Genomic DNA, 24,836 nt, shown 5'->3' with positions numbered 1-24,836 from the left:
ATCGGCTGCACGGGGGAAGTGTGGGATGGCTGGACAGGGACGCGGTACCGGGATCAGTGCTGGTCAGAGGGCCGGTGGGGCGGTGACGGGAGAGGTCGTCGGGCTGGCGGTGCTGCTGCGGAGCTGGCGGGGGCGGGCCGGGGAGCGGCGAGGGCTCGGAGGGCCGCTGCCGCAGACCGAGGTGGCCGGCGAGATCGGCATGAGCGAGCGGTGGTACCGGGACCTGGAGCGCGGCGCGATCCCGCGCCTCGACCCCCGTGTGCTCGCCCGGCTGGCGGACGTCCTCGGCCTCGACGCGGACGAGCGCGCCGCGCTGCACTTCCACGTCTTCGGGGGGACCCCGTACGCGCCCCGGCCGGACGCCGGCGACCCGACCGTGCTGCCCGCGCTCCAGCAGCAGGTCGACCGGCAGCTGCCGCGCCCCGCCTATGTGACGGACACCCGCTGGGACATCGTCACGTACAACCGGGCCATGGCCGAGTGGTTCCCCTGGGTCCTCGCCCCGGACGCCAACCTCATCCGGTGGGGGCTGACCACCCAGGAGGCCCGGGAGCAGATGGTGGACTGGCCCCGGCACGCGTACGTCTACCTCGCCATGATCCGTTTCGCCATGGCCGAGCGGCCCGGCGAGCCGGGGCTCTCGGCGCTGCTGCGGGAGGTCCTGCAGGACCCCGTCTGCCGGCGCCTGTGGGAGGAGCGGACGTGCATCGTCGGCAACCGGGACGGGCACCGCTTCCGGCTGCGCCTTCCGCACGTCTCGTCCGGCACCGTCGACGTGCAGACCCAGGTGCTGCTGCCGGCAGGGCATCCGGGACTGCGATTCGTCGTTCTCGGGGCGGTTCCGCCGTCGCCCGCCGACGACTGATCACACACCACCGGAACCCCGCCGATCAAGAGGCGGCGAGCGGCAAAGATCTGCCGGTCGGGCCCTTTCCCACCGGCAGATCTTTGCCGGTGGGGAAGCGTTGACACCCCGAACTTCCGGCGGGTTTTCTCGAATCTCCGGGGCGCTTTCCGACCGTCCCGTCGAGAGAGAATCCGGAGATCGGCGTTGCGGGTGTTCACGGACAACGAGAAGACATTCCTGGGAGGCGGCGGCTGGGGCGCCCCGACCGGCGGCCCCGCGGGCGGCGCCCTCCCGGCCGGGGACGCGGACGCCGCCCGCGAGGCCGCCGGACGGCCGGACCCCGCCGCCCGCCCCGTCCGGCGCGTCGGCGTGGTCGGCTCGGGCACGATGGGCGGCGGCATCGTCGAACTGTGCGCCCTGCGCGGCCTCGACGTCCGGCTCGCGGTGTCCCGGGAGTCCTCGCTGGTCTCCGCGCCGCGCCGGCTCGCCGCGTCCCTGGACCGGGGCGTGGCCAAGGGCCGGCTCTCCGCGGCGGACCGGGACGCGGCGCTGGCCAGGGTCTCCGTCACCGCCGACCTCGCGGACCTGAGCGACCGCGAGCTCGTGATCGAGGCCGTCCCGGAGGACGAGCAACTGAAGCTCGACCTGTTCGCCACGCTCGACAAGGTCGTCGCCGAGGACGCGGTCCTGGCCTCGACGACCTCGGCGATCAGCATCACCCGGCTGGCCCGCGCCACGGCGCACCCGGGCCGGCTGATCGGCATCCACTTCTTCAACCCGGTCGTCACGCTGCCCCTGGTGGAGCTCGTCCCCACGCTGCTCACCGACCCGGACGTGCTCCGGCGCGCGGAGGCCTTCGTCGCCGGGACGCTCGGCAAGGACCCGATCCCCGCCGGGGACCGCGCCGGTTTCGTGGTCAACGCGCTGCTCGTCCCGTACCTGCTGGCGGCCGTCCGCATGGTCGAGTCGGGGTACGCGTCGGCCGAGCACGTCGACCGCGGCATGGAACGCGGCTGCGCCCACCCCATGGGCCCGCTGCGGCTGTGCGACCTCATCGGTCTCGACGTCGTCGCGGCGGCGGCCGATTCCCTGTACGCGGAGTTCAAGGAGCCTCTTTACGCTCCGCCGTCGCTGCTGACGCGCATGGTGCAGTCCGGCCTCCTCGGCAGGAAGTCGGGCCGCGGGTTCTACGCGTACGCGTAGCCCGGACGAAGGAAAGCGGTCCGGCTCCCGGAGGAGTACGCCGCCTCGCTCGCCGAAAAGCCCTCAGTCCGCTCGCAGTCCCGTTCACGGATTTCAGGAGCATACGCATGCACGCGTATATGAACATCAAGAAGTCGGCGCGCATCAGCCACGACTTCTGGGAGACCACCACCGAGGCCGGCATGTTCGACATCGTCGCGGCCGGCCTGGGCGGGGGGCGCCACCGGTCGCTCGCCGACGGGCACGAGTTCGTCAACATGTCCTCGTACTCGTACCTCGGCCTGGACACCCATCCGAAGATCGTCCAGGGCGCCGTCGACGCCGTGCTGGCGGAAGGCGCGCTGAACACCTCGACCTCCCGCATGCGGATACGTTTCGCCGCGCTGCGGGACGCCGAGGACGCCCTGTCGGAGCTGTTCGACGTGGAGGCCGTCACCGTGGCCTCCTGCGCCGCGGCGGCCTGGGCGAGCCTGCCCCTGCTCGCCTCCGGCCTCCTCACCGGCGGCGAGCCGCCGCTGATGGTCTTCGACAAGAACGCGCACTTCTGCCTCAACGCGATGAAGGCGAACGTCGCCGACGAGGCCCCCCTCACCACGATCCGGCACAACGACGTCGAGGCCCTGGAAGACCTCTGCAGGAAGCACCCGCAGGTCGCGTACGTCGCCGACGGCGTCTACAGCACCGGCGGGAAGGCGCCGATCGGCGAACTGCTGCGGCTCCAGGAGAAGTACGGCCTGTTCCTGTTCTTCGACGAGGCGCACGGCATCTCCACCGTCGGCGAACGCGGCCGGGGCGCCGTCCTGGAGGCCATGGGCGGCCGGATCGGCGACCGGACGCTGATCATCACCTCCCTCAACAAGGGCTTCGGCGCCTCGGGCGGCGCGATCTTCCTCGGCCGCAAGGGGTCGCGCGACCGGCGCGACACCGCCCTGCGCAACGGCGGCCCGCTGATGTGGTCGCAGCGCATCAACACCGCCGGCCTCGGCGCCGTCCTGGCCTCGGTCGAACTGCACCGCTCGGACGAGCTCCCGGCACTCCAGCGCCGGCTCCAGGCGAACGTCGACCTCTTCGACAGCCTGCTCCCGACCGGGCTCAGCGGTGACGGACTGCCGATCCGCTTCGTGGACATCGGCTCCGAGGACGCGACCGTCCGCCTCGCCCAGGCGCTGCTGGAGCGCGGCTACTACGCCTCCCCGATCTTCTTCCCCGTCATCGCCCGCGGGAAGGCCGGCCTGCGGCTGATGCTCCGCGCGAACATGACCACCGCCGAGATCGAGGACTTCTGCCGGCAGCTGAAGGAACTGCGGGACCGGCATGCCTGAGGACCGCTCCCCCGGCACCCCGCCGCCGGCCGGCGCGCCCGCCGCCCGGCTGGAGCGCCGCACGATGGCCGTCGGCTGTCTGCTGGTGTTCATGGCGCAGATGGCCACCACCATCTACCTGCCGTCCCTCCCCGCCGTCCAGCACGACCTGGGCGTCTCCCGCAGCACCGCCGCGCTGTCGGTGTCCCTCTTCGTCATCGGCGCCGCGGCGCCCGTGGTCCTGTGGGGGCGGGCGGCGGACCGGTACGGGCGCCGCGCCTCGCTGCTCGCGTCGCTCGCGCTGTTCGTCGGCTCCAGCGCCCTGCTGGCCGTGAACTCCTCCGCCGAGGCCCTGCTGGTCCTGCGCTGCGTGCAGGGCGTCGGCGCCGGCGGCGCCGCCATCATCGCCCGCATCTTCGTCCGCGACCTCGGCGGCGGCGACGCGCTCGCCCGGCGGCTGTCGGTGCTGTCGATCGCCTTCGTCACCGCCCTCGGCGGCGGCCAGTTCCTCGGCGGCCTCATCGGCACGTACGCGCACTGGAAGGCGGGTTTCGCCGTGCTGGCCGCGGTCGGGGCCGTCGGCGCCCTCGGGGCGGCGACGCTGCCGCTGGACCCCGGCCGGGGGCGCGCCGAGCAGGCGAACATGCTGCGGATCTACCTGGGCATCCTGACCGTTCCGGCGTTCCTGCTGCCCACCGTCGCCGGCGGGCTCGGCTTCGCCACGATCGTCCTCCTCCAGGAGGTCGCGCCGTACGTCTTCCAGGACCAGTTCGGCCTGGGCGCGGACGCGTACGGGTCGATGGGGCTGCTGTTCGGGCTGGCGTACTTCGCGGGCGCGGTCATGGTGAACCGGCGCGTCGCCACGGCCGGTTCGGGCCGGCTCATGCGGACCGGCGCCCTGATCATGACCGGTGCCGGCGTGCTCACGGTCGGCCTGTGGCTGCTGCCGTCCGTGCCGCTGCGCGCCGCGCTCGTGGTGTTCACGGTGCTGTACTGCGCCGTCACCTTCGGGCAGGCGGCGCTGTTCCCGAGCAGCATGGCCGTCGCGGTGAGCGCCGTGAAGGACCACGGCGCCTACGCCGTCGCGCTGTGCGGGTTCCTGGCCCAGTCGATCGCCGGCGTCGTGGCGACCTTCGCGGCCCTGCTGCACGCCAACCTCGTCTGGGCGGGCGTCGCCACGGCGCTCAGCGCCCTCGCCTACGTCCTCGTACGCCGTGACGCCTCCGCGCCGCGCACGGCGGCCGTCCCCGACCGCGGCGCGACCTGACCAGAGAACCATGACGATACTTCGCTCCCACATCGACACCTCGTCCGAGGTGTTCCACCGCAACGCCGAGGCGTTCGAGAGCAAGCGGCGGATCATCGCCGACGCGCGGGCCGCCGCCGTCGCCGGCGGGGACGCCCGCGCGCACCGCCGCCACGCCGAACGCGGCAAACTCACCGCCCGCACGCGGGTCTTCCAGCTGCTCGACCCCGGCACCCCGTTCCTGGAGGTCGGGCAGCTGGCCGGGCACGACGTCTACGGCGAACCCGTCCCGTCGGCCGCGCTGGTCACCGGGATCGGCGTGGTCGGCGGCCGGCCGGTGATGGTCTTCGCCAACGACGCGACCGTGAAGGGCGGCACGTACTTCCCGCTCACGGTGCAGAAGCACCTGCGCGCCCAGAAGATCGCCCGTGAGAACGGCCTGCCCTGCGTCTACCTGGTGGACTCCGGCGGCATCTACCTGCCGCTGCAGGAGGACCTGTTCCCCGACGAGTACCACCTGGGGCGCATCTTCCGGAACATCGCCGAGCTGTCGGCGCTCGGACTGCCCCAGATCGCGGCCGTCATGGGCTCGTGCACCGCCGGAGGCGCGTACATCCCCGCGATGTGCGACGAGGCGGTCATCGTCCGCGGCAACGGCACGATCTTCCTCGGCGGCCCGCAGCTGGTCCGCGCGGCCACCGGCGAGGTCGTCGACGCGGAGACCCTGGGCGGTGCGGACCTGCACACCCGGGTGACCGGCGTCGCCGACCACCTGGCCGAGAACGACGACCACGCCCTGGAGCTGGTCCGGGACATCGTGCGGCGCACCGGCCCCGGCACGGTGTCGGCGCCGCCGCGGGCCCCCCGGCCGCCGCTGTACGACCCGGCCGAGCTGCCCGGGATCCTCAGCGCCGACCTGCGCGAGCACATCCCGGCCCGCGAGATCCTCGCGCGGCTCCTCGACGGCAGCGAGTTCACCGAGTACCGGGCCCGCTACGGCCCCACCCTGGTCTGCGGCACCGGCCACATCGGCGGCTACCCGGTCGGGGTGGTGATCAACGACGGGGTGCTGTTCCCGGAGAGCGCGCAGAAGGGCGCGAACTTCATCGAGCTGTGCGCCCAGCGCGGCATCCCGCTGCTGTTCCTGCACAACATCAACGGCTTCATGGTCGGCGCCGAGTACGAGGCCGACGGCATCGCCAAGCACGGCGCGAAGCTCGTCAACGCCGTCTCGTGCGCCCAGGTGCCGAAGTTCAGCCTGGTGGTCGGCGGCAGCTTCGGGGCGGGCAACTTCGCGATGTGCGGCCGGTCCATGGGCCCCCGGATGATGGCCATGTGGCCGAACGCCAAGTCCACCGCCGTCGGCGCGGAGCAGACCGCGACCGTGATGGCGCTGATCCGCGGCGACCAGCTCGCCAAGGAGGGAAAGACCCTCTCCGCCGAGGAGGAGGAGTCGATCCGGCGCCCCATCATCGAGACGTACGAACGGCAGTCCCATCCGCTGTACTACGCCGCCCGGCTGTGGGTGGACGCCGTGGTGGACCCGACCGACACCCGTGAATGGCTGACGCTCTGTCTGGCGACCGCCGCGGACGCCCCCCAGCAGGAGACGCGCTTCGGCGTGTTCAGGATGTGACGACGACATGCTCAAGCGCCTTTTGATCGCGAACCGCGGCGAGATCGCCCGCCGCATCGCCCGCACCTGCCGCCGCCTCGGCGTCGAGTACGTCACCGTGTACTCCGACGCCGACCGGTCCGCGCCCCACCTGGAGGGCGCCGTCGAGTCCGTGCGCCTCGGCCCGGAGGCCGCCGCCGACAGCTACCTGCACATCGAGGCGGTCGTCGGCGCGGCGCTCCGGACCGGCTGCGACGCCGTCCACCCCGGCTACGGCTTCCTCTCCGAGAACCCACGGTTCGCGCAGGCGGTCGCCGACGCCGGCCTGGTCTTCGTCGGCCCGGACGCCGCGATGATCGCCGCCATGGGCGACAAGGCGACCGCCAGGGCCCTCATGGCCGAGGCGGGCGTCCCCGTCCTCCCCGGCTCCGAGGAGGCCACCGAGTCCGTCGAGCGGCTGGTCGCCGACGCCCGGCGCATCGGCTACCCCGTGATCCTCAAGCCCGTCGCCGGCGGCGGCGGCAAGGGCATGCGGGTCGTCGAGGCCGAGGCCGGCATGCCGGACGCCGTCGCCGAGGCCGTACGCCTGGGCCGGGCCAACTTCGGCGACGGGCGGCTCCTCGCCGAGCGCTACGTGTCCCGCCCCCGGCACATCGAGGTCCAGGTCTTCGGCGACGTCCACGGCTCGGTGGTCCACCTCTTCGAGCGCGAGTGCTCGCTCCAGCGCCGCCACCAGAAGATCGTCGAGGAGGCCCCCGCCGTCGGCCTGGACCCCGCGGTCCGGGCGGCGCTGCTCGACGCGGCGGTCCGGGGCGCCGAGGCCCTGGGCTACGTCAACGCCGGGACCTTCGAGTTCATCCTCGACACCGACGGCCGCTTCTTCTTCCTGGAGGCCAACACGCGCCTCCAGGTCGAGCACCCGGTCACCGAGGAGATCACCGGCGTCGACCTCGTGGAATGGCAGCTGCGCGTGGCGGCCGGGGAACGCCTCCCGCTCGCCCAGCACGAGATCACCGCCGTCGGGCACGCCGTCGAGTGCCGCGTCTACGCCGAGGACCCGGACGCCGGGTTCCGGCCCGCGCCCGGCCGGGCCGACGTCGTCGCGTGGCCCGCCGGCGTGCCCGACGTCCGCGTGGAGGCCGCCTTCGACACGTACGGCGACGTCCCCGCGTTCTACGACCCCATGATCGCCAAGCTGATCGCCCGCGGCCCGGACCGGGCGTCCGCGCTGCGGCGGCTGGCCGGCGCGGCACGCACCACCGCGGTCGTCGGCCTGACCACCAACCTCGGCTTCGTCGCGGACCTGCTCCGCGACCCGCGGGTCGTCGCGGGACGCCTCGACACCCACCTCGTCGACGCCTTCGTCGCCGAGAACCCGCCCCGCGCCCTGTCCGCCGAGGCCGCCGCCTGCGCGGCGGCCATGGAGGTCCCGCCGCCCGGCGACCCGGCCGCCTCGCCGTGGACCGGCACCGTCGGGCCCCTCGACCGCCCGTCCCTGGACCCCGACGCGCCCCTCGGCCGCCTCGTGCTGCGCGACGGCGGCCGGGAACTGGAGGCGCGGCTGACGGGCGTCCGCGACGGCGCGGTGCAGGTCCTGGTCCACGACCGCGCGTTCCGCGTCACCGTCTCCCACCGCGACGGACTCTTCCGCGGCAGAGTGGCCGACCGCGACTGGGCCGGCCGCCGCACCGCCGACGGCTTCGACCTGGTCCTCGACGGCCACCGGACGGCCCTGGCCACCCGGACGCACACCGAGAACGACACGGACGCCGCCGACAACACCGTGCGCTCCCCCATGCCCGGCACGGTCGTCGCCCTCTCCTGCGCGGTGGGCGACCGGGTCGAGAAGGGGGCGGTGCTCATGGTCGTCGAGGCCATGAAGATGGAGAACCGCGTCCTCGCGCCCCTCTCCGGAGTCGTCGAGGACGTCCGGTGCACCCTGAACGGCACGGTCTCGGCCGACCAGATCCTCGCCGTCGTGACCCCGGACCCGGAGCCCGACTCCTGACGGGCGCGGGGCGGGCCGCCGGTAGGGTCCGGCGGTATGACCGTCGCTCGTTCCGTCGCCCTGTTCGCCGTCGCCGCCCTCTTCGAGATCGGCGGGGCCTGGCTCGTGTGGCAGGGCATCCGCGAGCACAAGGGGTGGGTCTGGATCGGCGCCGGGGTCATCGCCCTCGGCCTGTACGGCGTGGTGGCGACCTGGCAGCACGACGACGACTTCGGGCGCATCCTCGCTGCGTACGGCGGGGTGTTCGTGGCCGGGTCGATCGCCTGGGGCATGGTCGCCGACGGCTACCGCCCCGACCGCTACGACGTCATCGGCGCCCTGGTCTGCCTCGCCGGCATGGCCGTCATCATGTACGCCCCGCGCGGCCACTGAGGAGCGCCGGGCCGGCCGGGGGCCGGACGGACCCGCCCGGCCCCCGGCCCGCACCGGCTACGACGGCCAGCCGCCGTACGGCACGGTGAGGAGTTCCATGGCGTGGCCCGCCGGATCCATGAAGTACACGCCACGGCCGCCGTCGTTGTGGTTGACGGTGCCCGGCTGCTTGCGGTGCGGGTCGGCGTAGTGCTCGATGCCGCGCCCCCTGATCCGCGCGTACGCGGCGTCGAACTCCTCCTCGGAGACCAGGAACGCGTAGTGCTGGGGGGTGATGCTGTCCGCGGGGACGGTGGCGAAGTCCAGCGTGACGCCGTTGCCGAGGGCGACCGCGATGAACGGGCCCCATTCGGCGGTGATCTCGAGGCTGAGCAGCTCCGCGAAGAACTCCGCGGACTCCCGGTTGTCCCGGGCGTGGACGATCGTGTGATTGAGCTCGACTGACAAGGAATGCCTCCGACGGCATGTCCCGGCACCTCCATGCCTCACCCGGCCGGTGACCGACACGCGATGCCGCCGTGGACCTTAGTCTTGTCCGGGCCTATGGGGCAACGGGGTTGTGCGGGGAAGGCCGGTCACGTGGTCTTGGACTTGGTCGGGGTCTTGGTCTCCGCAAGGGTGTGGGCGACGAGGGCGTTGGCGTGACCGTGGCCGAGGGCGTGTTCGGACTTCAGCCAGGACACCAGGTCCATGTGCCGGGTCAGCGGGGAGGTGCGGATGAGGTGCTTCCATTCGGCGATCGGGCGGCCGTACTTCTTCTCGATGAACGGGAAGTAGCTGGCGGGACCCTTCACGGCGTCGGTCATGGTGGCCTCTCTTAGGTCGTTGGCGTCGCTTCTTATGACCGGCCGTGGGGCGGGGAGTCATCGGCGCCGGGGTGTGGGGTGGGTCACATGGCGGGGTGTCAGGACCACTGCTGGTCGGCGAGGGTGGTGACCGGCTGGGGCTTGCCGATGACCGCCAGGGCGATGAAGAAGTTGATCTGGCCGATCGCGACGGTCAGGGTCGCCAGCGCCTTCTCGTCGTAGTGCCGCGCCGCCTCCGCGTACAGGTCGTCGGTGACGCGCTCGCGGCCGGGCGGGGCGGGCTGGAGGGTGGCCTCCACGAGGGCGAGGGCGGCGCGTTCGGCGGCGGTGAAGCAGAGGGCGTCCTGCCAGGAGGAGACGGCGGTGATGCGCTCCTCGGTCTCGCCGGCCTTGCGCAGGAAGCCGGTGTTCAGGGTCGTCAGGTAGGTGTTGCCGACGATCTGGCCGGCACGCAGGTGCACGAGGTTGATCGTGCCGCGCGGCACCGAGCGGTTGCCGGTGGCGCGGAAGAGGGCGGCGCTGACGTCGTTCAGCTCGGGCACGAGCGCGGTCGGGTCGGACATGCGGGAGATCGGGGTCTTCGTCATGGCGGTCGCTTCCTTCTTCGTCCGGGGCGCTCCGTCGGCGCCTTCGTCCCGTGGGTCGTTCGTCGTGCGTCGTTCGTTGTCATGACGGAGCGGGGCGGGGAGATGTGACCGGGGAAGCGTTTTTTCTGCTTGACCTTCGAGTGGGTCGAAGGTCGACCATGGCGCCGTGTCCCCTTCCGAGCTGATGCCGATCGGGGTCTTCGCCCGGCGTACCGGGCTGACCGCGAGCGCCTTGCGTTTCTACGCCGATTCCGGGCTGCTGCCTCCCGCCGAGGTCGACCCGGTCACCGGGTACCGCTCCTACGCCGCCGGGCAGGAGGAGCGGGCCGGTGTGCTGCGGCGGCTGCGGGAGATCGGGATGCCCCTCGCGGACGTCCGGGCGGTGCTCGACGGATCGCCCGGGGAGGCGGCCCGGATGATCGACGCGCACGTCGCGCGGGTCGTCGGGGAGGCCGCGGACGTGCGGCGGAAGGCCGCGGTCCTCACGGCGAACCTCACCGCGGGCCTCGCGCCGGCGTGCGCGCCCGGGGACGCGGGGCGGCTGCCGGTCGCCGCGCTGCGGGGGCCGGTGCTGGCGGACGCCGTCGAGCAGGTGCTGACCGCGACCGTGCGGGAGCCGGGGCTGCCGGTGCTCGGCGGGCTGCGCGTCGAGGCGGCGCCGGGGGCGGTGTCGCTGACCGCGACGGACCGGTACCGCCTCGCGACCCGGACCCTGGTCCCGGTGGAGGCGGGCGCGGGCACCTGGGCCGCCACCGTCGACGGCGACGCGCTGCGGGCCGCCGTCCCGGACGTCCGCCGCAGTCCTCTCGTACGCGTCGAGGCGACGCCGTACGGGCTGTGGCTGCGGATGCCGGAGCGGGAGGACCGGCACTGCCCGCTGCTGGCGGACGACTTCCCCGACCACCGGCTGATGCTCGCGTCGCTGCCCGGGGCCACGACCCGGGTGACGGTCGCCAAGGGCCGGCTGCTGCGGGCCCTGGAGGAGCAGCCGGAGCCGTGCGTCACGCTGCGGGTGTCCCCCGGTGTCCTGGACGTGTCGGGGGTGTCGCTGGACGCCGTCACGACCGGGCGGGAGCTGCGGATCCGCTTCGCGCTGACCACCCTCCACCCGGCCGTCAGCACCGCCCTCGGGCCCGACGTGATGCTGGACCTGCGCGGGCCGGACCGGCCCGTCACCGTCCGCTCCGCCGACCGCGGCGACCTCACCACCCTGGCCATGCCCGTACACGACCGAGAAAGTTGAAGGAAGCGACGATGAGTGGAAGCAGCACGCCCCCTCCCGACAGCACCATGGAGGCCATCGGCCGGGCCGTCGCCGACGGGCAGGGCGGTGACGCCGCCGGTGCCCGCGCGCGGCTGCTGGAGCTGTGGTCCGGGATCGGCGTCACCGGCGACCCGCTGCACCGGTGCACCCTCGCCCACCACCTGGCGGACCTGTACGACGACCCCGCGCAGGCCCTGGCCTGGGACGTCCGCGCCCTGGACGCCGCCGACGCGCTCACCGAGCAGCGTCTCCAGGAGCACCACGCGGGGCTGGGCGTCGCCGGGCTCTACCCGTCGCTCCACCTCAACCTCGCCGACGCCTACCGCCGCCTCGGCTCGTTCGAGACGGCCGCCGGGCATCTCGCCGCGGCCCGCGAGCACGCCCCCGCGCTCCCCGGCGGGTACGGCGCGCTGATCCGTACCGCCCTCGACGAGGTGGCGGAGGCGGTCGCCCGGCGCGACACCGCGCGCCGGGCCTCGGCGCCCGGTGCCGGGCGGTAGCGCCGCTACGCGACGTGGAAGACGATGGCGTCCGCCAGGGCCTCGCAGCGGCGCACGGCGTCCTCGCGGGTGGGGGCGGTCGCGAAGACGTAGCCCCGGTCGGAGGAGAGCAGCGAGTCCATCGCCGACACCTCGTCGCCGGGGTGCTTGCCGATCACCGCTCCGGCGTCCGCGTCCGCGAAGTCCTTGAGGTACGGGATCATGTGCGGCGCGCGTTCGCCGGCCGGGACCCGGCGGACCGGGACGGGCAGGTCGTCGGCGCCGGTGATCGCGGTGATCCGGCCCGGGGCCGCGTCCAGGAAGCGGATGGCCGCGCCCTGCCGGGGCTCCGGAGCCGTGTCGGGCAGCCGGTCGATGCCGAGCGGGACGGTGAGGAAGAGCCGCGCCGGGTCCCAGCCGGTGGCCCGGTGCACCATCTCGGGGATGCCGGCGCCCGACAGGCGGTTGTGGGTCTCCAGGAGGCGCGGGCCCGCCGGGGTGAGGACGAACTCGCTGTGCGAGGGGCCGTCGGTGAGGCCGACGGCGTCCAGCACGCCGGCGGTGAGCGCGTGCAGCTCCGCCAGGACCGGGCGGGCCGCGTCGCTGGGGACGCTGCACTCCCACTCGACGAAGTGCTCGTTCACCCGGTACTCGCTGACGCCCAGCACGACGTGGCGGCCCTCGTGGGAGAACGCCTCGACGCTGACGACCGGGCCGTCCAGGTACTCCTCGGCGAGCACGCCGCCGTACCCGAACTCCTCGATCTCCCGGAAGGCGCGGGCCGCGTCCGCCGGGTCCGCGACCACGTTGATGTGCAGGCTGCCGGCGCCCTGGCCGGGCTTCAGCACGATCCGGTCACCGACCTCCGCCAGGAACGCGGCGGCCTCGTCGGCGGTGTGGACGCGGCGGTGCCGGACGGGGCTGAGGCCGGCCCGGTCCAGGGCCTGCCGGGTGAGGGCCTTGTCCTGGATGGTCCGGGACACCTCGGGCGGGGTGCCGGGCAGGCCCAGCTTCTCGTTGACCTCGCCGACCGGCACGGCGGACAGCTCGGTGGTGGTGAGGATCCGGTCGAACGGCGCGGCCTCGTGCAGCGGGCGCAGCAGTTCCAGCAGCGCGCCGGTGTCGGTGATGTCGCAGGTGAGGATGGAGACGACGTGCGGTTCGGCCTCGGCGCGGTCGAACTGGCCCTCGGTGTGGACGAGGGTGACGTCGATGCCGAGGTCGCGGGCTCCGTGGACGGGGGCGGGACGGCCTCCGACGACGGCGATGCGGGGCCGTGTGGTCATCGCGGTGCTCTTTCCGTGGCAGGGGTCAGGGTGCTCAGGGGGGTGCTCGGGTGGACCTCGCGTTCGACGCGCGGCAGGATCTCGGGGACGTAGATCTCCTGGATGGCGGCGCCCTCGCCGTGCGCCTCCCAGTGGGCGCGGCTCGCCCAGCGCTCGACGAGGACGAAGCGGAGCGGGTCCGCGTCGGAGCGGTACGCCTCCCAGGCGACGCAGCCGTCCTCGGCGAGGCACAGCGGGCGCATCCGGCGCAGCGCGTCGGCGACGGGTCCGGCGTCGGCCGGGTCGGGGACGCGGACGATGACGATCAGGTCGAACATCAGGCGGCTCCCCCGGCGGGCTGCGCGGCGGCGGCGATCCGGACGATCTCCGGGAGCCAGTCGCGGATCGGCGCGAGGTCGGCGCCGAGCGCGAGGGCCCGGGCGGGGTCGACGCCGAAGTCGGCGGGGCAGGAGTACGGGGAGAGCGCGGGGTCGCCGGCCGGGTCGTCCTTTTCGACGACGGCGGTCGCCTTCCCGGTGGCGCGCTCCACGGCCGCGCACACGTCGTACACGTCGGCCGTGTCGGGCGAGGCGACGTTGAAGACGCCTCCGTCGGGGGCGAGTTCGCCGGTGGCGGCGCGGGCGAGGAACGCGGCGGCGTCCGGGGCGTGCACCAGGGACGTGCGGCCCGGGCGGGCGTGGGCGGTGACGGGTTCGCCGGTGCGGGCGCGGCCGAGGTGGAAGTCCAGCCGGCCGGTGAAGTCGCCGGTGGCGGCGAGGACATGGGCGACGCGGGCGATCGTGACGGGCACGCGGGCGTGCCGCACCAGGGCCGCCTCGGCCTGCCGCTTGCCCTCGCCGTAGTTGCGGCCGACGAAGTCGAGGTCGTGCCAGGGCAGTGCGGTGTCGTACGCGTACTCCTCCGGCCGGAGCTCGTCCTCGCGGGCGAAGGCGCTCATGGGCGGCGCCGGGATCCGGTGCCGGAAGGTGTCGGCGTTGTACACCTCCATGCTGCTGGTGAGCACGAACCGGCCGGCGCGGGCGCCGAAGGCCGTCGCGGCCTCCAGGGCGGCGGCCGGGGTGTAGCACGCCTGGTGGACCACGGCGTCGAACCGTTCGCCGGCGACGGCGGCGGCCAGCTCGCCCGGCCGGGTGACGTCGGCGGTCAGCCGGCGGACGGCCGTGCCGAACGGGTCGGGGGTGCGGCCCCGGGTGACGAGCGTGACCCGGTGGCCCTCGTCGAGCAGCCGGCGCACCAGGAGCTTCCCGAAGAAGCGGGTTCCTCCGATGACGCAGATCTCTGCCATCTCTCGCTGTCTCTCTCTTCCCTGTCTCTCTCTTCCCCGGGAGGGGTCAGGCCTTGACCGGTTCGGCGGACGACGGTTCGGCGTCGCCGGCGGCGTCCGCGGGGCGGTCCTCGTCGCGGCTGGCGAAGCAGATGACGGCGCACAGCGCGGCGACGGCCGCGGCCACGTACCAGTTGGCGCCCGGCAGTCCGGCGGAGACCGAGACGTCGAACATGACGCCGGCGAGCAGCGCGCCGGCCATGTTCCCGGCGCTGCGGAAGAAGTGCATGGCGCCCATGGCGCGGGCGAGCTGCTGCTCGGGCACCTTGCGGGCGACCCACATGTCGAAGGACGGCACGAAGAGGATCTCGCCGAAGACGACGACGAAGCAGCCGGCGACGACGGCCCACAGCGCGGCCGGGCCGGCGCCGAAGAGGGCGAAGGCGACGGCCATGGCGGTCAGGCCGATGCCCATGACCACGCCGGGGCGCAGGTGCTTGATCGCCAGCTTGAAGACCGGGTACTGGAGGACGAGCAGGCTGAGGCCGGTGATCCAGAAGGGCGCGGAGGGCGCCCAGCCGGGCACGTACTTCCCCATGTGCAGCGGGATGCCGACGACGAAGCACAGGGACAGGAACCAGAACACCGCCGACAGCAGGAAGTAGCGGGTGGCGCCGCCGACCTCGACGGACTTCAGCCCGGCGAGGCTGAACAGCGGGGCCCGCTCCGCGCCGGCGTCCTTGCGGGGGGCGGCGGTGCCGTCGGCCTGGAAGCCGTCGCGGGGGATGAACAGCGACGCCGACAGGCAGAAGCCGAGGAAGAGCACGAAGACGGCGGTGAACACGACCCGCAGGTCCATGCCGAGGAGCAGACCGCCGGCGAGCGCGCCGCCGAACAGGCCGACCTGCGCGGACATCTGGAACGTCGAGAACGCCTTGGCGCGCTCGTCCTCCGGGTACGACACCAGGATGTTCTTCAGGCCGGGGAAGGCGGTGCCGGAGCCGAAGCCGATGAACAGGGCCAGCAGGCTGTAGACGAGGACGCCGCTGGTGAAGCCCATGAGGCCCAGCGAGACCGCCTCCAGGCCGGTGCCGACGAACACCGCGCCGCGGATGCCGAGCCGGTCGGCGAAGCCCTCGTAGGAGAAGGTCGCGGCCAGCCGCCCGACGTACGTCATGCACATGACGACGCCGGCCCAGAAGCCGCTGTCGCTGTCGCCCAGCGAGGCCACCAGGATGGGGAACCAGATGAAGTTCCCGATGTGGGCGAGGAAGATCCCCGCGTTGAGCCCGAAGAGGGCGCTTCTGCGCTGGCTGGTCACAGGACTGCCTTTCCGTTCGTGGGGGCCGAGCGGAGCTCGGAGATCGCGCGGGCGACGGCGGCCCGGTCGACCGGCACACCGCGCACGACGGTGGCCAGGGGCAGCGCCGACAGCGGGCCGCCGGGGGTGTGGAGGTTGAAGGTGGCGGGGGCGCCGGTCCGCAGCGGCGGCCGCGGGTCGCGGACGCCGCTCAGCTCGTCGAAGTGGCGGCGGCCGGTGACGGTGGCCTGCCGGCGCAGCTCCTCGGCGAGCCCGTCGTCGTCGCCGGCGAGCAGGGCGAGCTCGCTGAGGAACGAGTAGCCGTGGTAGGCACCGAGGTTGCCGGAGTCGGTGCCGATGAGGAGGTCGCCGCGGCGCAGCGCCGCCAGCGCGTTGCGGCGCATGTCGGCGAGGGCGGCGGTACGGGTCTCCTGGCAGCCGTACGCGATGCCGAAGGGCTGCTCGACGGTGCGGACGAACTCCAGGTTCGCGGGGTCCTGGGTGTCGAGGAAGCCCTCGCGGCCGTACTCCTCCAGGAACTCCTCCCGCGTCATGATCATCGACCGGAGGCCGGCGAGCGTGGAGACGAACCGGGCGCCGTCCAGCTCCTTCCAGTCGGCGTCGTCGAGGGTGCGGTCGCGGACGGTGTGGGCGAAGAGCCGGAAGCCGCAGTCGTACGCGAACCGGGTCTCCTCCAGGGTGTTGCAGTCGACGACGGCCGTGACGCCGCGCTCGGCGGCGATCCGGGCGGTGAAGCGCAGCACCCGCTCCGAGAGCCGGGAGAAGCGGACCGGGCTGCCGGGCTGCTCGGTGCCGTCGGTGAACATGACCTTGAGGAAGGTGCCGCCGCGCTCGGCGTTGGACCGCAGCGCGTGCTCCAGGTCGGCCTCGACGCCGAGCATGTGGACCGGCGCGGGGAACTCCACGCCGTGCCCGGTGCGCCCGGCCGCGTCGGTCATCGCCGTCACCGCGTACCCGCAGTGGACGACCTCGGGGTACGGCCACGGGGACGCCTCCCGGCCGGCCCGCCAGGCGTCGTCCACCAGCGGGAAGCCGAACATGTCCACGACGTGGGTGACCCCGTGGTAGAGGTACTGGAGGGCGACGATCCGCGGGTCGTCCACCGAGTCGTCCCAGTTGGCGGGGAGCGAGACGTGGGCGTGGGTCTCGGTGTAGCCGGGCCACAGCTCGGGCTCCGAGCCGGTGCGGCGGCCGGCCGGGACGAAGGCGGTGAAGACGCCGTCCTCGGCCGTCACGTCGTACAGCGCCTCGTCGTCGAGGAGGGGGACCGCGACCCCCTGGACGGTGAGGGTCCCCGCCTCCTGCCGGATCGGAGCCGCGCTCACCGGGCGACCTCGACCCGCATGCGCAGCTCGATCCGGCCCAGGGCGTCCTCGCAGCGCTCGTTGACCTGGGCGCGGTCCTCGCCGGTGAAGATGAGGTGGCCGATCCAGTCGAAGTTGCTCTTGGCGAGCCGGTCGACGGCGGTGCCGGGCTTCTTGTACGCCTGCGCGCTGTGGAAGCCGGGCAGGCCGGCCAGGGCGTCGAAGCCGATGGACTCGACGGTGCCGGCGATCGGGGCGCCGAACCAGTGGCCGCCGGCCGTGGTGCCGCCGGGGAAGGGGAGTTCGGGGCGCTCGCCGAGGGCCTGCCGGATGACCTCCAGGTAGGCGTCGACGCCGGAGGAGATCTTCATCAGGGTCGGCACGATGCCGCCGATCAGCCGGCCGTTGACCTCGCAGAGCACCGGGCCGTCGGGGCCGAGCAGGAACTCGGTGTGGATGAAGCCGAAGTCGACGCCCAGCTCGTTCAGGATCTGCGTGGTCATGGCGAACAGCTCGTCCTGGAGCGGGTGGCCGTCGAAGTAGGTGGCGCCCATCTCGATGAAGTGCGGGAAGCCGCTGAGCGGGCGGTCGGTGAGGCCGAGGTTGACGACCTCGCCGCCGGCCAGCACGCAGGACTCGACGGAGATCAGCTCGCCCTCGACGAACTCCTCGATGAGGATGTCGGGGATGCGGACGACGCCGCGCCCGTAGTCGGTGACGCGCTCCAGCTCGGCGAGGTAGTCGCGCAGGTCCTGCTCGTCCCTGAGGTGGAGGACGTGGAGGCTGGCGGTGCCGTCGGACGGCTTGACGACGCACGGGAAGCCGATCTCGCGGACGGCGGCCTCGACCTTCGCCGGGTCGTCGACGTGCGCGAAGCGCGGCTGGCGGACGCCGGTGCCGTCGAGGGTGAGGCGGGTGCGGTGCTTGTGGCGGGCGTTGAGGGCGCCGTCGACGCTCATGCCGGGCAGGCCGAGGGAGCGGGCCACGGTCGCGGTGTGCACGGTGTGGTACTCGCTGTAGGTGGTGACGCCGTGCACCGGGTGGGCGGCGTGGATCTCCTTGGCGATCCGCTCCAGCTCGTCAATGGAGAACGCCTGGTCGCTCTTCACGACCTGGCAGCGGGGGTGCGCGAAGGCGTCCTTCGCGAGCGGCGAGGCCGCCAGGTAGAAGTCGGGGTCGGCGGAGACGAGGGTGACGTCGTGGCCCAGCTCCAGGGCGTTGGCGATGCCCTGGATGCCGTTCGGGTTGCACTCGATCATCAGGACGTGCATGGCGGGACTCCTTGCGGACGTGGGGTGGTGGGGGCGGCGGGTCAGGGGGTGGCGGCGGCGAGGACGGCGTCGGTGGTGAGGCCGAGGCGGGCCATCACCTCGTGGTGGTCGCCGCCCTCGTACGGCCAGTCGTGGCCGGCGTTGACGCCGACGACCTCGCTGCCGGGCAGCAGCAGCGCCAGCGCCTCGGCGGCGCCGCCCTCGCCGCGGTGCTCCTCGACGACCACGAACCGGCGGTGCAGACCGGCCAGTTCGGCCGCGGAGCGGGCGAGCCGCGCGTGGTCGACGTGGACCAGGTGGGCGTGGGCCAGCTCGGGGCGCCGCTCGCGGGCGGCGAGCGCGAGGCGGGTGCCCTCCTCGCCGACGGACACCAGGCAGGGCGTGTCGGCGTCGCCCCGGGCGTCCCACACCACGGGCGGCAGGGCGTCGCCGCCGGGCAGCGAGGCGTACGCGGCGTTCCGGCCGGTCCGGATGTACGTGGGCGTGCCGGTGCGGGCCGCCTCGCGGACCACCGCCCGGGTCTCGGCCTCGCCGTACGGGGCGGCGACGGCGACACCGGGGATGCTGCGCAGGACCGCCAGGTCCTCCAGGCAGTGGTGGGTGGTGCCGAACCAGGCGCCGGACACCCCGGCGTACGGGGCGACGACGGTGACGCCGGCCTTCAGGTAGCCCAGCGTCAGCTTGAGGCTCTCGGCGGCGCGCAGCGCGGCGAAGGGCGCGAAGGTGGAGACGAACGGGCGGTAGCCGGCGGCGGCGAGCCCGGTCGCCATGTCGATCATGGCGCCCTCGGCGATGCCGAGGTTGAAGAAGCGGTCCGGGTGGGCGAGCTGGAAGGGGTGCTTCTTGCCGCCGAGGTCCGCTTCGAGGCAGACGATCCGCGGGTCGCGGGCGGCGAGTTCGGTGAGCTCGGCGCGGTAGGCGTCGCGTCCGCTGAGGACGGCCGCGGGCGGCGGCGTGAGGGTCGTCGGGGTCATCGGATGGCTCGCTTCCACTGCGCGGCGCGGGCCGCGTCGATCGTCACGTAGTGCGAGGCCGCCTTGCCCTCGACGGCGCGGACGCCCTTGCCCTTGACGGTGTCGGCGAGGACGGCGAGCGGCCGGACGGCGTCCGCGCGGTCGCCGGCGAACACCTCGGTGAGGGCGGCCAGGTCGTGGCCGTCGACGGTGACGGTGTCGAAGCCGAAGGCGTCGAAGCGCTCGGCCAGCCGGGGCAGCGGGGAGATGTCGGCGACGAGCCCGTCGTTCTGCCCGCCGTTGCGGTCCACGACGAGGACGAAGGTGCCGAGCCGCTGGGCGGCGGCGACCTGGACGGTCTCCCAGACCAGGCCCTCCTGGAGCTCGCCGTCGCCGGCGACCGCGATCCCGAGGCCGCCCTGTCCGCCGAGCCGGCGGGCCATGGCCCAGCCGGCCGCGTACGGCACGCCGTGGCCGAGGCTGCCGGTGGGGAACCGGACGCCGGGGACCTTCGGCCCGGGGTGCCCTGTGTACGGGTGCCCGGCGAGGCCGTACAGCGGCGCCGGGTTCTCCGGCAGGACGCCGCTGACGTGCAGCGCGGCGTACAGTCCGGCGGCGGCGTGGCCCTTGCTGAGCACGACCTCGGTGCCGTCGCCGCGCCCGGCGCGGTGCAGGGCCGCGATCAGGATGTCCAGGACGGACAGGCTGCCGCCGAGGTGGCAGCCGCGGGGGCTCGCGGCCATGTCGACGACGAGCCGCCGGGCCTCCCGGGCCCGCTCGGCGAGCAGGGCGACGGTCGCGTCCTCGGTGCCGGTACGCGCCGGGGCGTCGTGGACGGCGGTCACCGGGTGCTCCCCTCGCCGAGGGCGAACCAGCGGTTCACAGCGTCCGCGAGGACCGAGCGGGCGGTGCGGTACTCCATGCTGCCGATCCGCTCCTCGTCGGTGTGGTCGAGGGCCGAGTCGCCCGGGCCGTACGCCACCATGGGGACGCCCTTCCAGGTCGTGGCCAGGGTGTTCATGTCGGAGGTGCCCTTCTTCACCACGAACCGGGGCCGGATGCCGGCCTGCGCGAAGGCGCGGGTGAAGACCTTGACGAGGCCGGTCGCCCGGCCGCCCGCGTGGCCGGGGGTGGCCCGCAGGACCTCGGTCTCGACGCCGTCCCGGCCGGCGGCGGCGCCGAGCGCGGCGGCGCGCAGCACCTCCAGGTCGGCGCCGGGCGGCACCCGGAAGTTGAGGACGCCGACGGCCCGGTGCTGGGCGCGGCCGGTCTCGCAGCGGATGTCGATGACGGCGCTGAGCGCCTCGGGCGCCTCCTTGAGGACCGCCGCGCGGACGGCGTCGAGGACGTCGGTCAGCAGGTCGGGGGCGGTGACGGCGTCCATGCCGGCCGAGTGGCCGCTGGCGACCGACGCGGTGACGCGCAGCTTGAACAGGCCGAAGTAGCCGAGGGTCAGGGTCTCCGCGCCGCTGGGCTCGCCGATGACGACGGCGTCGGCGGGGTAGTGGTCGCGGGCGTGGAAGGCGCCCTTGGAGGAGGACACCTCCTCCTCGACGGCGCCGACGACGCGCAGCTGCCCGTCCTCGGGGATGTCGGCGTGGGCGAGGACCTCCAGGAAGTTCGCGAGGCTGCCCTTGGCGTCGACGCTGCCGCGGCCCCACAGCTCCTCGCCGCGCCACTCGGCGGGCCGCAGGTGCGGCACCGTGTCGAGGTGGCCGAGGAGCAGCATCCGGCGGGGGCCGTCGCCGCGGGTGGCGACGAGGTTGCCGGCGGCGTCGACCTCGGCGTCGATGCCGCGTTCGCGGCACCAGTCGGCGAGGTAGACGGCGAGTTCGGCCTCGTCGCCGGAGACGGACGGCACGGAGACGACCTTGGTGAGCAGCCCGAGGTCGGCGCCGGGTTCGCGGGTGCGCCAGAAGCGGGTCCACTTCTCCGGTTCGGCCATGGTGTGGGGGCCGGTGATGGCGACGTCGGCGCTGCCGGCGAGGGCCATCTCGGCGGCCCGGACCTTCTGCCGCATCCGGCCGCCGGCGTACCGGGCGCCGTCGCCGGGGTAGGCGTTGGGCAGGGTGGAGGCGGGATCGGCCGGGTCGGTGAGGAGTCCGGCGGTGCCGGTGACGAGCCGCAGGTGGTCGGCGTCGAGGGCGACGCTGAGGGCGGCGGCGAGGACGTCGGCGTCGACGTTGAGCGGCGCGCCGCCGGCCTCGTCGTGCACCGGCGGGGAGACGCAGACGACGTCGTAGGCGTCGAGGAGCGCGGTGAGCCGGGCGGTGTCGACGTCCGCGGGGACGCCGGCCCGGTGGTCGCGGACGACGACCGGGCGGCCGTCGTCGTTGAGGGCCTTCAGCGGCCGGTTGGCGCGGCCGGAGACGAGCCGGTTGCGGGCGGCGACGGAGGTGAAGACGCGCAGGCCGTGGGCGGCCAGGTCCTGCTCGACGGCGGGCAGGGTGACCTGCTCGTACGCGTCGACCAGGTGCCGCATCTCCTCCGGCGGGCAGTAGCGGACCTCGTCGCCGTTGGCGAGCCGGAGCCGGGGCATCGGGCGGCCGGCGGAGCGGTAGTGCCGCTCGATGCCGGTGGCGCCGCCGGCCACCAGGAGCACCCGGGCGCCGCGGGCGGCGAGGGCGGCGATCTCCTGGTGGACGGTGCCGAGGTCGAGGGTGGCGCTGCCCGCCTTGATCACGTACAGGGGCCTGGTCACGGCGACACCGCCGTGGTGGGCAGGCCCGCGGTCTCGTCGAAGCCGCAGATCAGGTTCATGGCCTGGATGGCCTGGCCGGCGGCGCCCTTGACCAGGTTGTCGAGCGCGGCGACGGCGACGCACTGCCCGTCGCGGACGGCGACGGCGACCTCGGCGACGTTGGAGCCGACGACGGCCTTCAGCATCGGGAAGTCCTGCGGGGCCTTCGGCGCGGTCCGCACCCGGACGAACGGCTTGCCGACGTACGCCTTGGCGTAGGCCCGCTTGACGTCGAGCGGCGAGACGCCGGGCAGCAGGTCGGTGTAGGCGGTGACCATGATGCCGCGTGCCACGTCGAGGCTGTGGGTGGAGAACCGCAGGTCCATGGCGGCGCCGGTGAACTCGGCGATGGCCTGGCTGATCTCCGGCGCGTGCCGGTGGCCGTACAGCTTGTGCACCCGGAAGTTGCCGCTGCGCTCGGCCGGCGGTTCGCCGCTGCCGCGTCCGCCGCCGGTGGAGCCGGTCTTGGCGTCGACGACGACCCGGTGGTCGACGAGGGAGGCGGCGAAGAGCGGGTAGAGGGCGTAGACGGTGGTGACGGCCATGCAGCCGGGCAGGCTGATGAACCGGCTCTCCGGGACGGCGGTGCTCAGCTCCGGCACGTAGTAGGCGAAGTCCTCGAACGGCGGGTTCTTCGCGGTCTTCGGGTAGTACGACTCCACCTCGGCCCGGTCGCGGAGCCGGAAGTCGCCGCCGAGGTTGAGGACCCGCTTGGCTCGCTCGGCGACGAGCGGCAGCCGCTCGGGCAGCGCCCCGGTGGGGAGGCAGCCGAAGGCGATGTCCACGTCCTCCAGTTCCTCCAGCGGACGGAACCTGAGACCGGCGGCGGCCGGGTGGTTGCGCAGCCAGGGGTGGACGGAGCCGAGGGTGGCGCCGGCGTTGCGCTCCGCGGACAGGAAGGCGAGTTCGACGCCGGGATGCTCCAGGAGCAGCCGGATGACCTCGCCGCCGGTGTAGCCGCTGGCGCCGATGACGGCGACGCGGACCTTCTGGTCGGTGTCAGCCAAGGCGGGCCGCCTTCTCGTACGGGCGGCGGTGGTCGCCGTTCTCCACGAGCTTGCGGATGGCGTCGGGTCGCCGGGCGACCTTGCGGAAGGCGTCGGCGTACCGCAGGGCGCGCTCGTACTCGACGGGGGAGCGCAGCTCGCGGCAGAGCACCAGGGTGCTGTCGAGCATGCCGAGCGTCACCGGGAAGTCCTCGGGGCGGTGGTCGCGGACGGCGCCGGGGTTGAGGGTGAAGGGGTGGCCGTTGCCGAAGCCGTCGCGGTGGACGAAGGGCAGGTGGCAGGGGATGGGGGTGTTCTGCCACTCGCGGGCGGGCACGCCCTCGGCGACGAGGAGTTCGTGCACGGCCTCCTTGACGGCGTGCACGGGCAGGTCGCCGAGGCCGACGGCCTCCGGGTGGAGGGTGACCCGGTACATGTTGTACGCGTGGGTGTGGCCTTCGGGGACGTGCGGCGGGGTGAACAGGCCGGTGCCGTCGAGGGCTTCGCCGAGGAGGGCGGCGTTGCGGGCGCGGATCGCGTCGTAGTACGGGAGCCGCTTGAGCTGGCTGCTGCCGAAGGCGGCGGCGACCCAGGACATGCCGTAGTCGATGCCGTGCCGCTCCAGGTAGGCGGCGGCGCGGTCGTACGCCTCCTCGGTGGCGAAGAAGGCGATGCCGCCCTCGCCGCCGAGCGGGAAGTTCTTGTCGGCCATGAGGCTCTGGCCGGCGGCGTCGCCGAAGGAGCCGGCGACCTGGTCGCCGATCTTCGCCGAGTGGGCGTGCGAGGCGTCCTCGACGAGGGCGATGCCGTGCCGGTCGGCGAGCGCCCGCAGGGCGGGCACGTCGGCCGGGAGGCCGTGGACGTGCACCGGCATGAGGGCGCGGGTGCGGTCGGTGATCGCCGCGGCGGCGGCCTCCGGGTCCATGCAGTACGTGACCGGGTCGATGTCCACGAAGACGGGGACGGCGTGCGCGGCGACGACCGCCTGGGCGGTGGCGATGAAGGTGAACGCCGGGACGATGACCTCGTCGCCGGGCTGGACGCCGGCGCCGACGAGCGCCATGTGCAGGCTGGAGGTGCCGCTGGCGGTCGGCAGCGCGTGGGCGGCGCCGACGTACGCGCGGTACGCCTCGGCGAAGTCGGCGACGACCTTCTCCGGGGCCTGGCGCTGGGCCAGCATCAGATTGAACACGTCTTCCTTGGTGATGACCGGGAAGAGGGTGCGGCGCAGGGCCTTGGGGATGAGGGCGTCGCCGCCGAGCGCGGCGAGCTCGGTGTCGAGCTCGGCCTCGGACGGAAGGGGCAGCGGCGCTGCCGGGAAGTCAGTGATCACGAGTGTGCTCCGAGAGAGGCGGCCGGCCGGACCGCGTGGGTGAGGGCCATCCGCACGCAGGCGGCCACGAGCGGGCTGAGCCGGTAGTTGAACTGGACGCCGGGCACCAGCTCCGCGTCGGCCTCCTCCTGGGTCCACATGGTCCGCAGGTCGTAGGCGCCGAAGATCTTCAGGCGCTCGGCGCGCGCCCAGACGTCGGCGGAGTCGGTGAGGACGGCGGCGGCCGGGCCGAAGCCGAGGCCGGTGAGGTCCACCACCAGGACGGGGGCGGTGGCCGCGGCGGCGAGTTCGGGCAGCCGGTCGGCGTTCTCCGCCGTGACCTCCACGTAGTCGTACGCGACGGGCTCGCCGGCCCCGGCGGGCTCGGCGGTCAGGCCGAGCCAGGCGAGGAACGCGAGGGTCGGGCGGTCGGTGTGGGGCACGGTCACGGTGTCGCCGTGGCCGAGGCCCTGGCCGGCGAGGGCGCCGTGCAGGGCGCCTGTGCGGCTGTTGAAGAGGGCCGCCCTGGCGCGGCCGGTGCGCTTGGTGAGCAGCCGCTCCAGGCCGGGCAGCTCCCGGTCGCTCTTCTCGATGCTCATGACGACGCCCGAGGTGAGGACGCGGGTGAGCACGGTCGCGGTGTCGAACAGTTCCATGGTCTTCTCCGGGTG

24 protein-coding genes are annotated in these 24,836 nt (G+C 73.8%); 9 read left to right on the top strand and 15 right to left on the bottom strand.

All coding sequences use genetic code 11. The annotated features are described in order from the left end of the window. Nucleotides 1-82 precede the first annotated feature (82 nt). From ACFVQZ_RS24320 to ACFVQZ_RS24290, 7 genes are all read left to right on the top strand, one after another. Complete coding sequence (locus ACFVQZ_RS24320; RefSeq protein ID WP_321193002.1) at nt 83-865, top strand: helix-turn-helix transcriptional regulator; 783 nt, start codon at nt 83-85, stop codon at nt 863-865. Nucleotides 866-1,057: 192 nt separating this feature from the next. After that, entirely contained in the window at nt 1,058-2,050 is a 993-nt protein-coding gene (locus ACFVQZ_RS24315; RefSeq protein ID WP_383626026.1) for a 3-hydroxybutyryl-CoA dehydrogenase, read from the top strand. A 107-nt stretch (nt 2,051-2,157) separates the two neighbouring features. Next, nucleotides 2,158-3,372: an aminotransferase class I/II-fold pyridoxal phosphate-dependent enzyme gene (locus ACFVQZ_RS24310; protein WP_383625963.1), complete on the top strand. Its 1,215-nt coding sequence runs from the start codon at nt 2,158-2,160 to the stop codon at nt 3,370-3,372. Continuing rightward, complete coding sequence (locus ACFVQZ_RS24305) at nt 3,365-4,618, top strand: MFS transporter (protein WP_321193003.1); 1,254 nt, start codon at nt 3,365-3,367, stop codon at nt 4,616-4,618. The genes ACFVQZ_RS24310 and ACFVQZ_RS24305 overlap by 8 nt, the downstream gene beginning before the upstream one ends. Before the next feature lie 10 nt (nt 4,619-4,628). Beyond that, the gene (locus ACFVQZ_RS24300; protein WP_030495909.1) at nt 4,629-6,233 is read left to right on the top strand and encodes a carboxyl transferase domain-containing protein; all 1,605 of its coding nucleotides are present in this window, start codon (nt 4,629-4,631) and stop codon (nt 6,231-6,233) included. Nucleotides 6,234-6,240: 7 nt separating this feature from the next. Continuing rightward, nucleotides 6,241-8,220, top strand: coding sequence for an acetyl/propionyl/methylcrotonyl-CoA carboxylase subunit alpha (locus ACFVQZ_RS24295; RefSeq protein WP_383625958.1), 1,980 nt, complete (start codon nt 6,241-6,243; stop codon nt 8,218-8,220). A 36-nt stretch (nt 8,221-8,256) separates the two neighbouring features. Beyond that, entirely contained in the window at nt 8,257-8,592 is a 336-nt protein-coding gene (locus tag ACFVQZ_RS24290) for a YnfA family protein (protein WP_383625955.1), read from the top strand. A gap of 57 nt (nt 8,593-8,649) precedes the next feature. On the opposite strand, the gene ACFVQZ_RS24285 is transcribed toward ACFVQZ_RS24290, so the two are convergent. The 3 genes from ACFVQZ_RS24285 to ACFVQZ_RS24275 all read right to left on the bottom strand — a co-directional run bounded on the left by ACFVQZ_RS24285 (nt 8,650) and on the right by ACFVQZ_RS24275 (nt 9,985). Beyond that, nucleotides 8,650-9,039, bottom strand: a complete 390-nt coding sequence (locus ACFVQZ_RS24285; RefSeq protein ID WP_383625952.1) for a VOC family protein — start codon at nt 9,037-9,039, stop codon at nt 8,650-8,652. A gap of 128 nt (nt 9,040-9,167) precedes the next feature. Continuing rightward, nucleotides 9,168-9,398, bottom strand: coding sequence for a DUF4287 domain-containing protein (locus ACFVQZ_RS24280; protein ID WP_383625949.1), 231 nt, complete (start codon nt 9,396-9,398; stop codon nt 9,168-9,170). Between the two features lie 98 nt (nt 9,399-9,496). Continuing rightward, nucleotides 9,497-9,985 (bottom strand): carboxymuconolactone decarboxylase family protein, encoded by a 489-nt coding sequence (locus ACFVQZ_RS24275; RefSeq protein ID WP_030495914.1) that lies wholly within the window; start codon nt 9,983-9,985, stop codon nt 9,497-9,499. Between the two features lie 166 nt (nt 9,986-10,151). Between ACFVQZ_RS24275 and ACFVQZ_RS24270 the strand changes: the two genes are divergently transcribed. Together ACFVQZ_RS24270 and ACFVQZ_RS24265 are read left to right on the top strand one after the other, a co-directional pair. Further along, nucleotides 10,152-11,228, top strand: a complete 1,077-nt coding sequence (locus ACFVQZ_RS24270) for a MerR family transcriptional regulator (protein ID WP_383625946.1) — start codon at nt 10,152-10,154, stop codon at nt 11,226-11,228. A gap of 11 nt (nt 11,229-11,239) precedes the next feature. Next, nucleotides 11,240-11,749: a hypothetical protein gene (locus ACFVQZ_RS24265; protein WP_383625943.1), complete on the top strand. Its 510-nt coding sequence runs from the start codon at nt 11,240-11,242 to the stop codon at nt 11,747-11,749. 5 nt (nt 11,750-11,754) lie between these two features. On the opposite strand, the gene ACFVQZ_RS24260 is transcribed toward ACFVQZ_RS24265, so the two are convergent. The 12 genes from ACFVQZ_RS24260 to ACFVQZ_RS24205 are packed head-to-tail and all read right to left on the bottom strand — an operon-like array spanning nt 11,755 to nt 24,821. Continuing rightward, a complete protein-coding gene (locus ACFVQZ_RS24260; RefSeq protein ID WP_383625940.1) occupies nt 11,755-13,014 on the bottom strand; it encodes an ATP-grasp domain-containing protein in 1,260 nt (419 codons plus the stop codon). Further along, a complete protein-coding gene (locus ACFVQZ_RS24255; protein WP_030495918.1) occupies nt 13,011-13,331 on the bottom strand; it encodes an antibiotic biosynthesis monooxygenase in 321 nt (106 codons plus the stop codon). Before ACFVQZ_RS24255 ends, ACFVQZ_RS24260 begins: the two co-directional genes overlap by 4 nt. Further along, nucleotides 13,331-14,299 carry an NAD-dependent epimerase/dehydratase family protein gene (locus tag ACFVQZ_RS24250; protein ID WP_383625937.1) on the bottom strand — a complete coding sequence of 323 codons (969 nt, stop codon included), beginning with the start codon at nt 14,297-14,299 and terminating at the stop codon, nt 13,331-13,333. The genes ACFVQZ_RS24255 and ACFVQZ_RS24250 overlap by 1 nt, the downstream gene beginning before the upstream one ends. Nucleotides 14,300-14,345: 46 nt before the next feature. Continuing rightward, nucleotides 14,346-15,599 carry an MFS transporter gene (locus tag ACFVQZ_RS24245; RefSeq protein WP_030495920.1) on the bottom strand — a complete coding sequence of 418 codons (1,254 nt, stop codon included), beginning with the start codon at nt 15,597-15,599 and terminating at the stop codon, nt 14,346-14,348. Continuing rightward, nucleotides 15,596-16,924, bottom strand: a complete 1,329-nt coding sequence (locus ACFVQZ_RS24240) for a hydrolase (RefSeq protein ID WP_383625933.1) — start codon at nt 16,922-16,924, stop codon at nt 15,596-15,598. The genes ACFVQZ_RS24245 and ACFVQZ_RS24240 overlap by 4 nt, the downstream gene beginning before the upstream one ends. Continuing rightward, nucleotides 16,921-18,174 carry an ATP-grasp domain-containing protein gene (locus tag ACFVQZ_RS24235; RefSeq protein WP_383625930.1) on the bottom strand — a complete coding sequence of 418 codons (1,254 nt, stop codon included), beginning with the start codon at nt 18,172-18,174 and terminating at the stop codon, nt 16,921-16,923. Before ACFVQZ_RS24235 ends, ACFVQZ_RS24240 begins: the two co-directional genes overlap by 4 nt. 41 nt (nt 18,175-18,215) lie before the next feature. Further along, complete coding sequence (locus ACFVQZ_RS24230) at nt 18,216-19,148, bottom strand: transketolase (RefSeq protein ID WP_051788012.1); 933 nt, start codon at nt 19,146-19,148, stop codon at nt 18,216-18,218. After that, entirely contained in the window at nt 19,145-19,972 is an 828-nt protein-coding gene (locus tag ACFVQZ_RS24225) for a thiamine pyrophosphate-dependent enzyme (RefSeq protein WP_036415455.1), read from the bottom strand. Before ACFVQZ_RS24225 ends, ACFVQZ_RS24230 begins: the two co-directional genes overlap by 4 nt. Next, a complete protein-coding gene (locus ACFVQZ_RS24220) occupies nt 19,969-21,828 on the bottom strand; it encodes a M20/M25/M40 family metallo-hydrolase (protein WP_383625926.1) in 1,860 nt (619 codons plus the stop codon). Before ACFVQZ_RS24220 ends, ACFVQZ_RS24225 begins: the two co-directional genes overlap by 4 nt. Then, nucleotides 21,825-22,874: an N-acetyl-gamma-glutamyl-phosphate reductase gene (gene argC / locus ACFVQZ_RS24215; RefSeq protein ID WP_030495925.1), complete on the bottom strand. Its 1,050-nt coding sequence runs from the start codon at nt 22,872-22,874 to the stop codon at nt 21,825-21,827. The genes ACFVQZ_RS24220 and argC overlap by 4 nt, the downstream gene beginning before the upstream one ends. After that, on the bottom strand, nt 22,867-24,186 hold the full coding sequence (locus tag ACFVQZ_RS24210) for an aminotransferase class I/II-fold pyridoxal phosphate-dependent enzyme (protein WP_030495926.1): 1,320 nt from the start codon (nt 24,184-24,186) through the stop codon (nt 22,867-22,869). Before ACFVQZ_RS24210 ends, argC begins: the two co-directional genes overlap by 8 nt. Further along, nucleotides 24,183-24,821 carry a degT/DnrJ/EryC1/StrS aminotransferase gene (locus ACFVQZ_RS24205; protein WP_383625922.1) on the bottom strand — a complete coding sequence of 213 codons (639 nt, stop codon included), beginning with the start codon at nt 24,819-24,821 and terminating at the stop codon, nt 24,183-24,185. Before ACFVQZ_RS24205 ends, ACFVQZ_RS24210 begins: the two co-directional genes overlap by 4 nt. Between the last annotated feature and the right edge of the window lie 15 nt (nt 24,822-24,836).

It is taken from the genome of Streptomyces sp. NPDC057854 (assembly GCF_042797055.1).
Lineage (GTDB): Bacteria > Actinomycetota > Actinomycetes > Streptomycetales > Streptomycetaceae > Streptomyces.
This window is presented reverse-complemented; position numbering and strand designations above follow the sequence as displayed.

Excerpts from the sequence above, each read along its gene's own strand:
- ACFVQZ_RS24255 (WP_030495918.1), bottom strand. The coding sequence starts at position 13,331 with ATGTTCGACCTGATCGTCATCGTCCGCGTCCCCGACCCGGCCGACGCC.
- ACFVQZ_RS24260 (WP_383625940.1), bottom strand. The coding sequence starts at position 13,014 with ATGACCACACGGCCCCGCATCGCCGTCGTCGGAGGCCGTCCCGCCCCC.
- ACFVQZ_RS24310 (WP_383625963.1), top strand. The coding sequence starts at position 2,158 with ATGCACGCGTATATGAACATCAAGAAGTCGGCGCGCATCAGCCACGAC.
- ACFVQZ_RS24230 (WP_051788012.1), bottom strand. The coding sequence starts at position 19,148 with ATGACCCCGACGACCCTCACGCCGCCGCCCGCGGCCGTCCTCAGCGGA.
- ACFVQZ_RS24250 (WP_383625937.1), bottom strand. The coding sequence starts at position 14,299 with ATGGCAGAGATCTGCGTCATCGGAGGAACCCGCTTCTTCGGGAAGCTC.
- ACFVQZ_RS24265 (WP_383625943.1), top strand. The coding sequence starts at position 11,240 with ATGAGTGGAAGCAGCACGCCCCCTCCCGACAGCACCATGGAGGCCATC.
- ACFVQZ_RS24300 (WP_030495909.1), top strand. The coding sequence starts at position 4,629 with ATGACGATACTTCGCTCCCACATCGACACCTCGTCCGAGGTGTTCCAC.
- ACFVQZ_RS24275 (WP_030495914.1), bottom strand. The coding sequence starts at position 9,985 with ATGACGAAGACCCCGATCTCCCGCATGTCCGACCCGACCGCGCTCGTG.
- ACFVQZ_RS24205 (WP_383625922.1), bottom strand. The coding sequence starts at position 24,821 with ATGGAACTGTTCGACACCGCGACCGTGCTCACCCGCGTCCTCACCTCG.
- ACFVQZ_RS24305 (WP_321193003.1), top strand. The coding sequence starts at position 3,365 with ATGCCTGAGGACCGCTCCCCCGGCACCCCGCCGCCGGCCGGCGCGCCC.
- ACFVQZ_RS24295 (WP_383625958.1), top strand. The coding sequence starts at position 6,241 with ATGCTCAAGCGCCTTTTGATCGCGAACCGCGGCGAGATCGCCCGCCGC.
- ACFVQZ_RS24235 (WP_383625930.1), bottom strand. The coding sequence starts at position 18,174 with ATGCACGTCCTGATGATCGAGTGCAACCCGAACGGCATCCAGGGCATC.
- ACFVQZ_RS24290 (WP_383625955.1), top strand. The coding sequence starts at position 8,257 with ATGACCGTCGCTCGTTCCGTCGCCCTGTTCGCCGTCGCCGCCCTCTTC.
- ACFVQZ_RS24280 (WP_383625949.1), bottom strand. The coding sequence starts at position 9,398 with ATGACCGACGCCGTGAAGGGTCCCGCCAGCTACTTCCCGTTCATCGAG.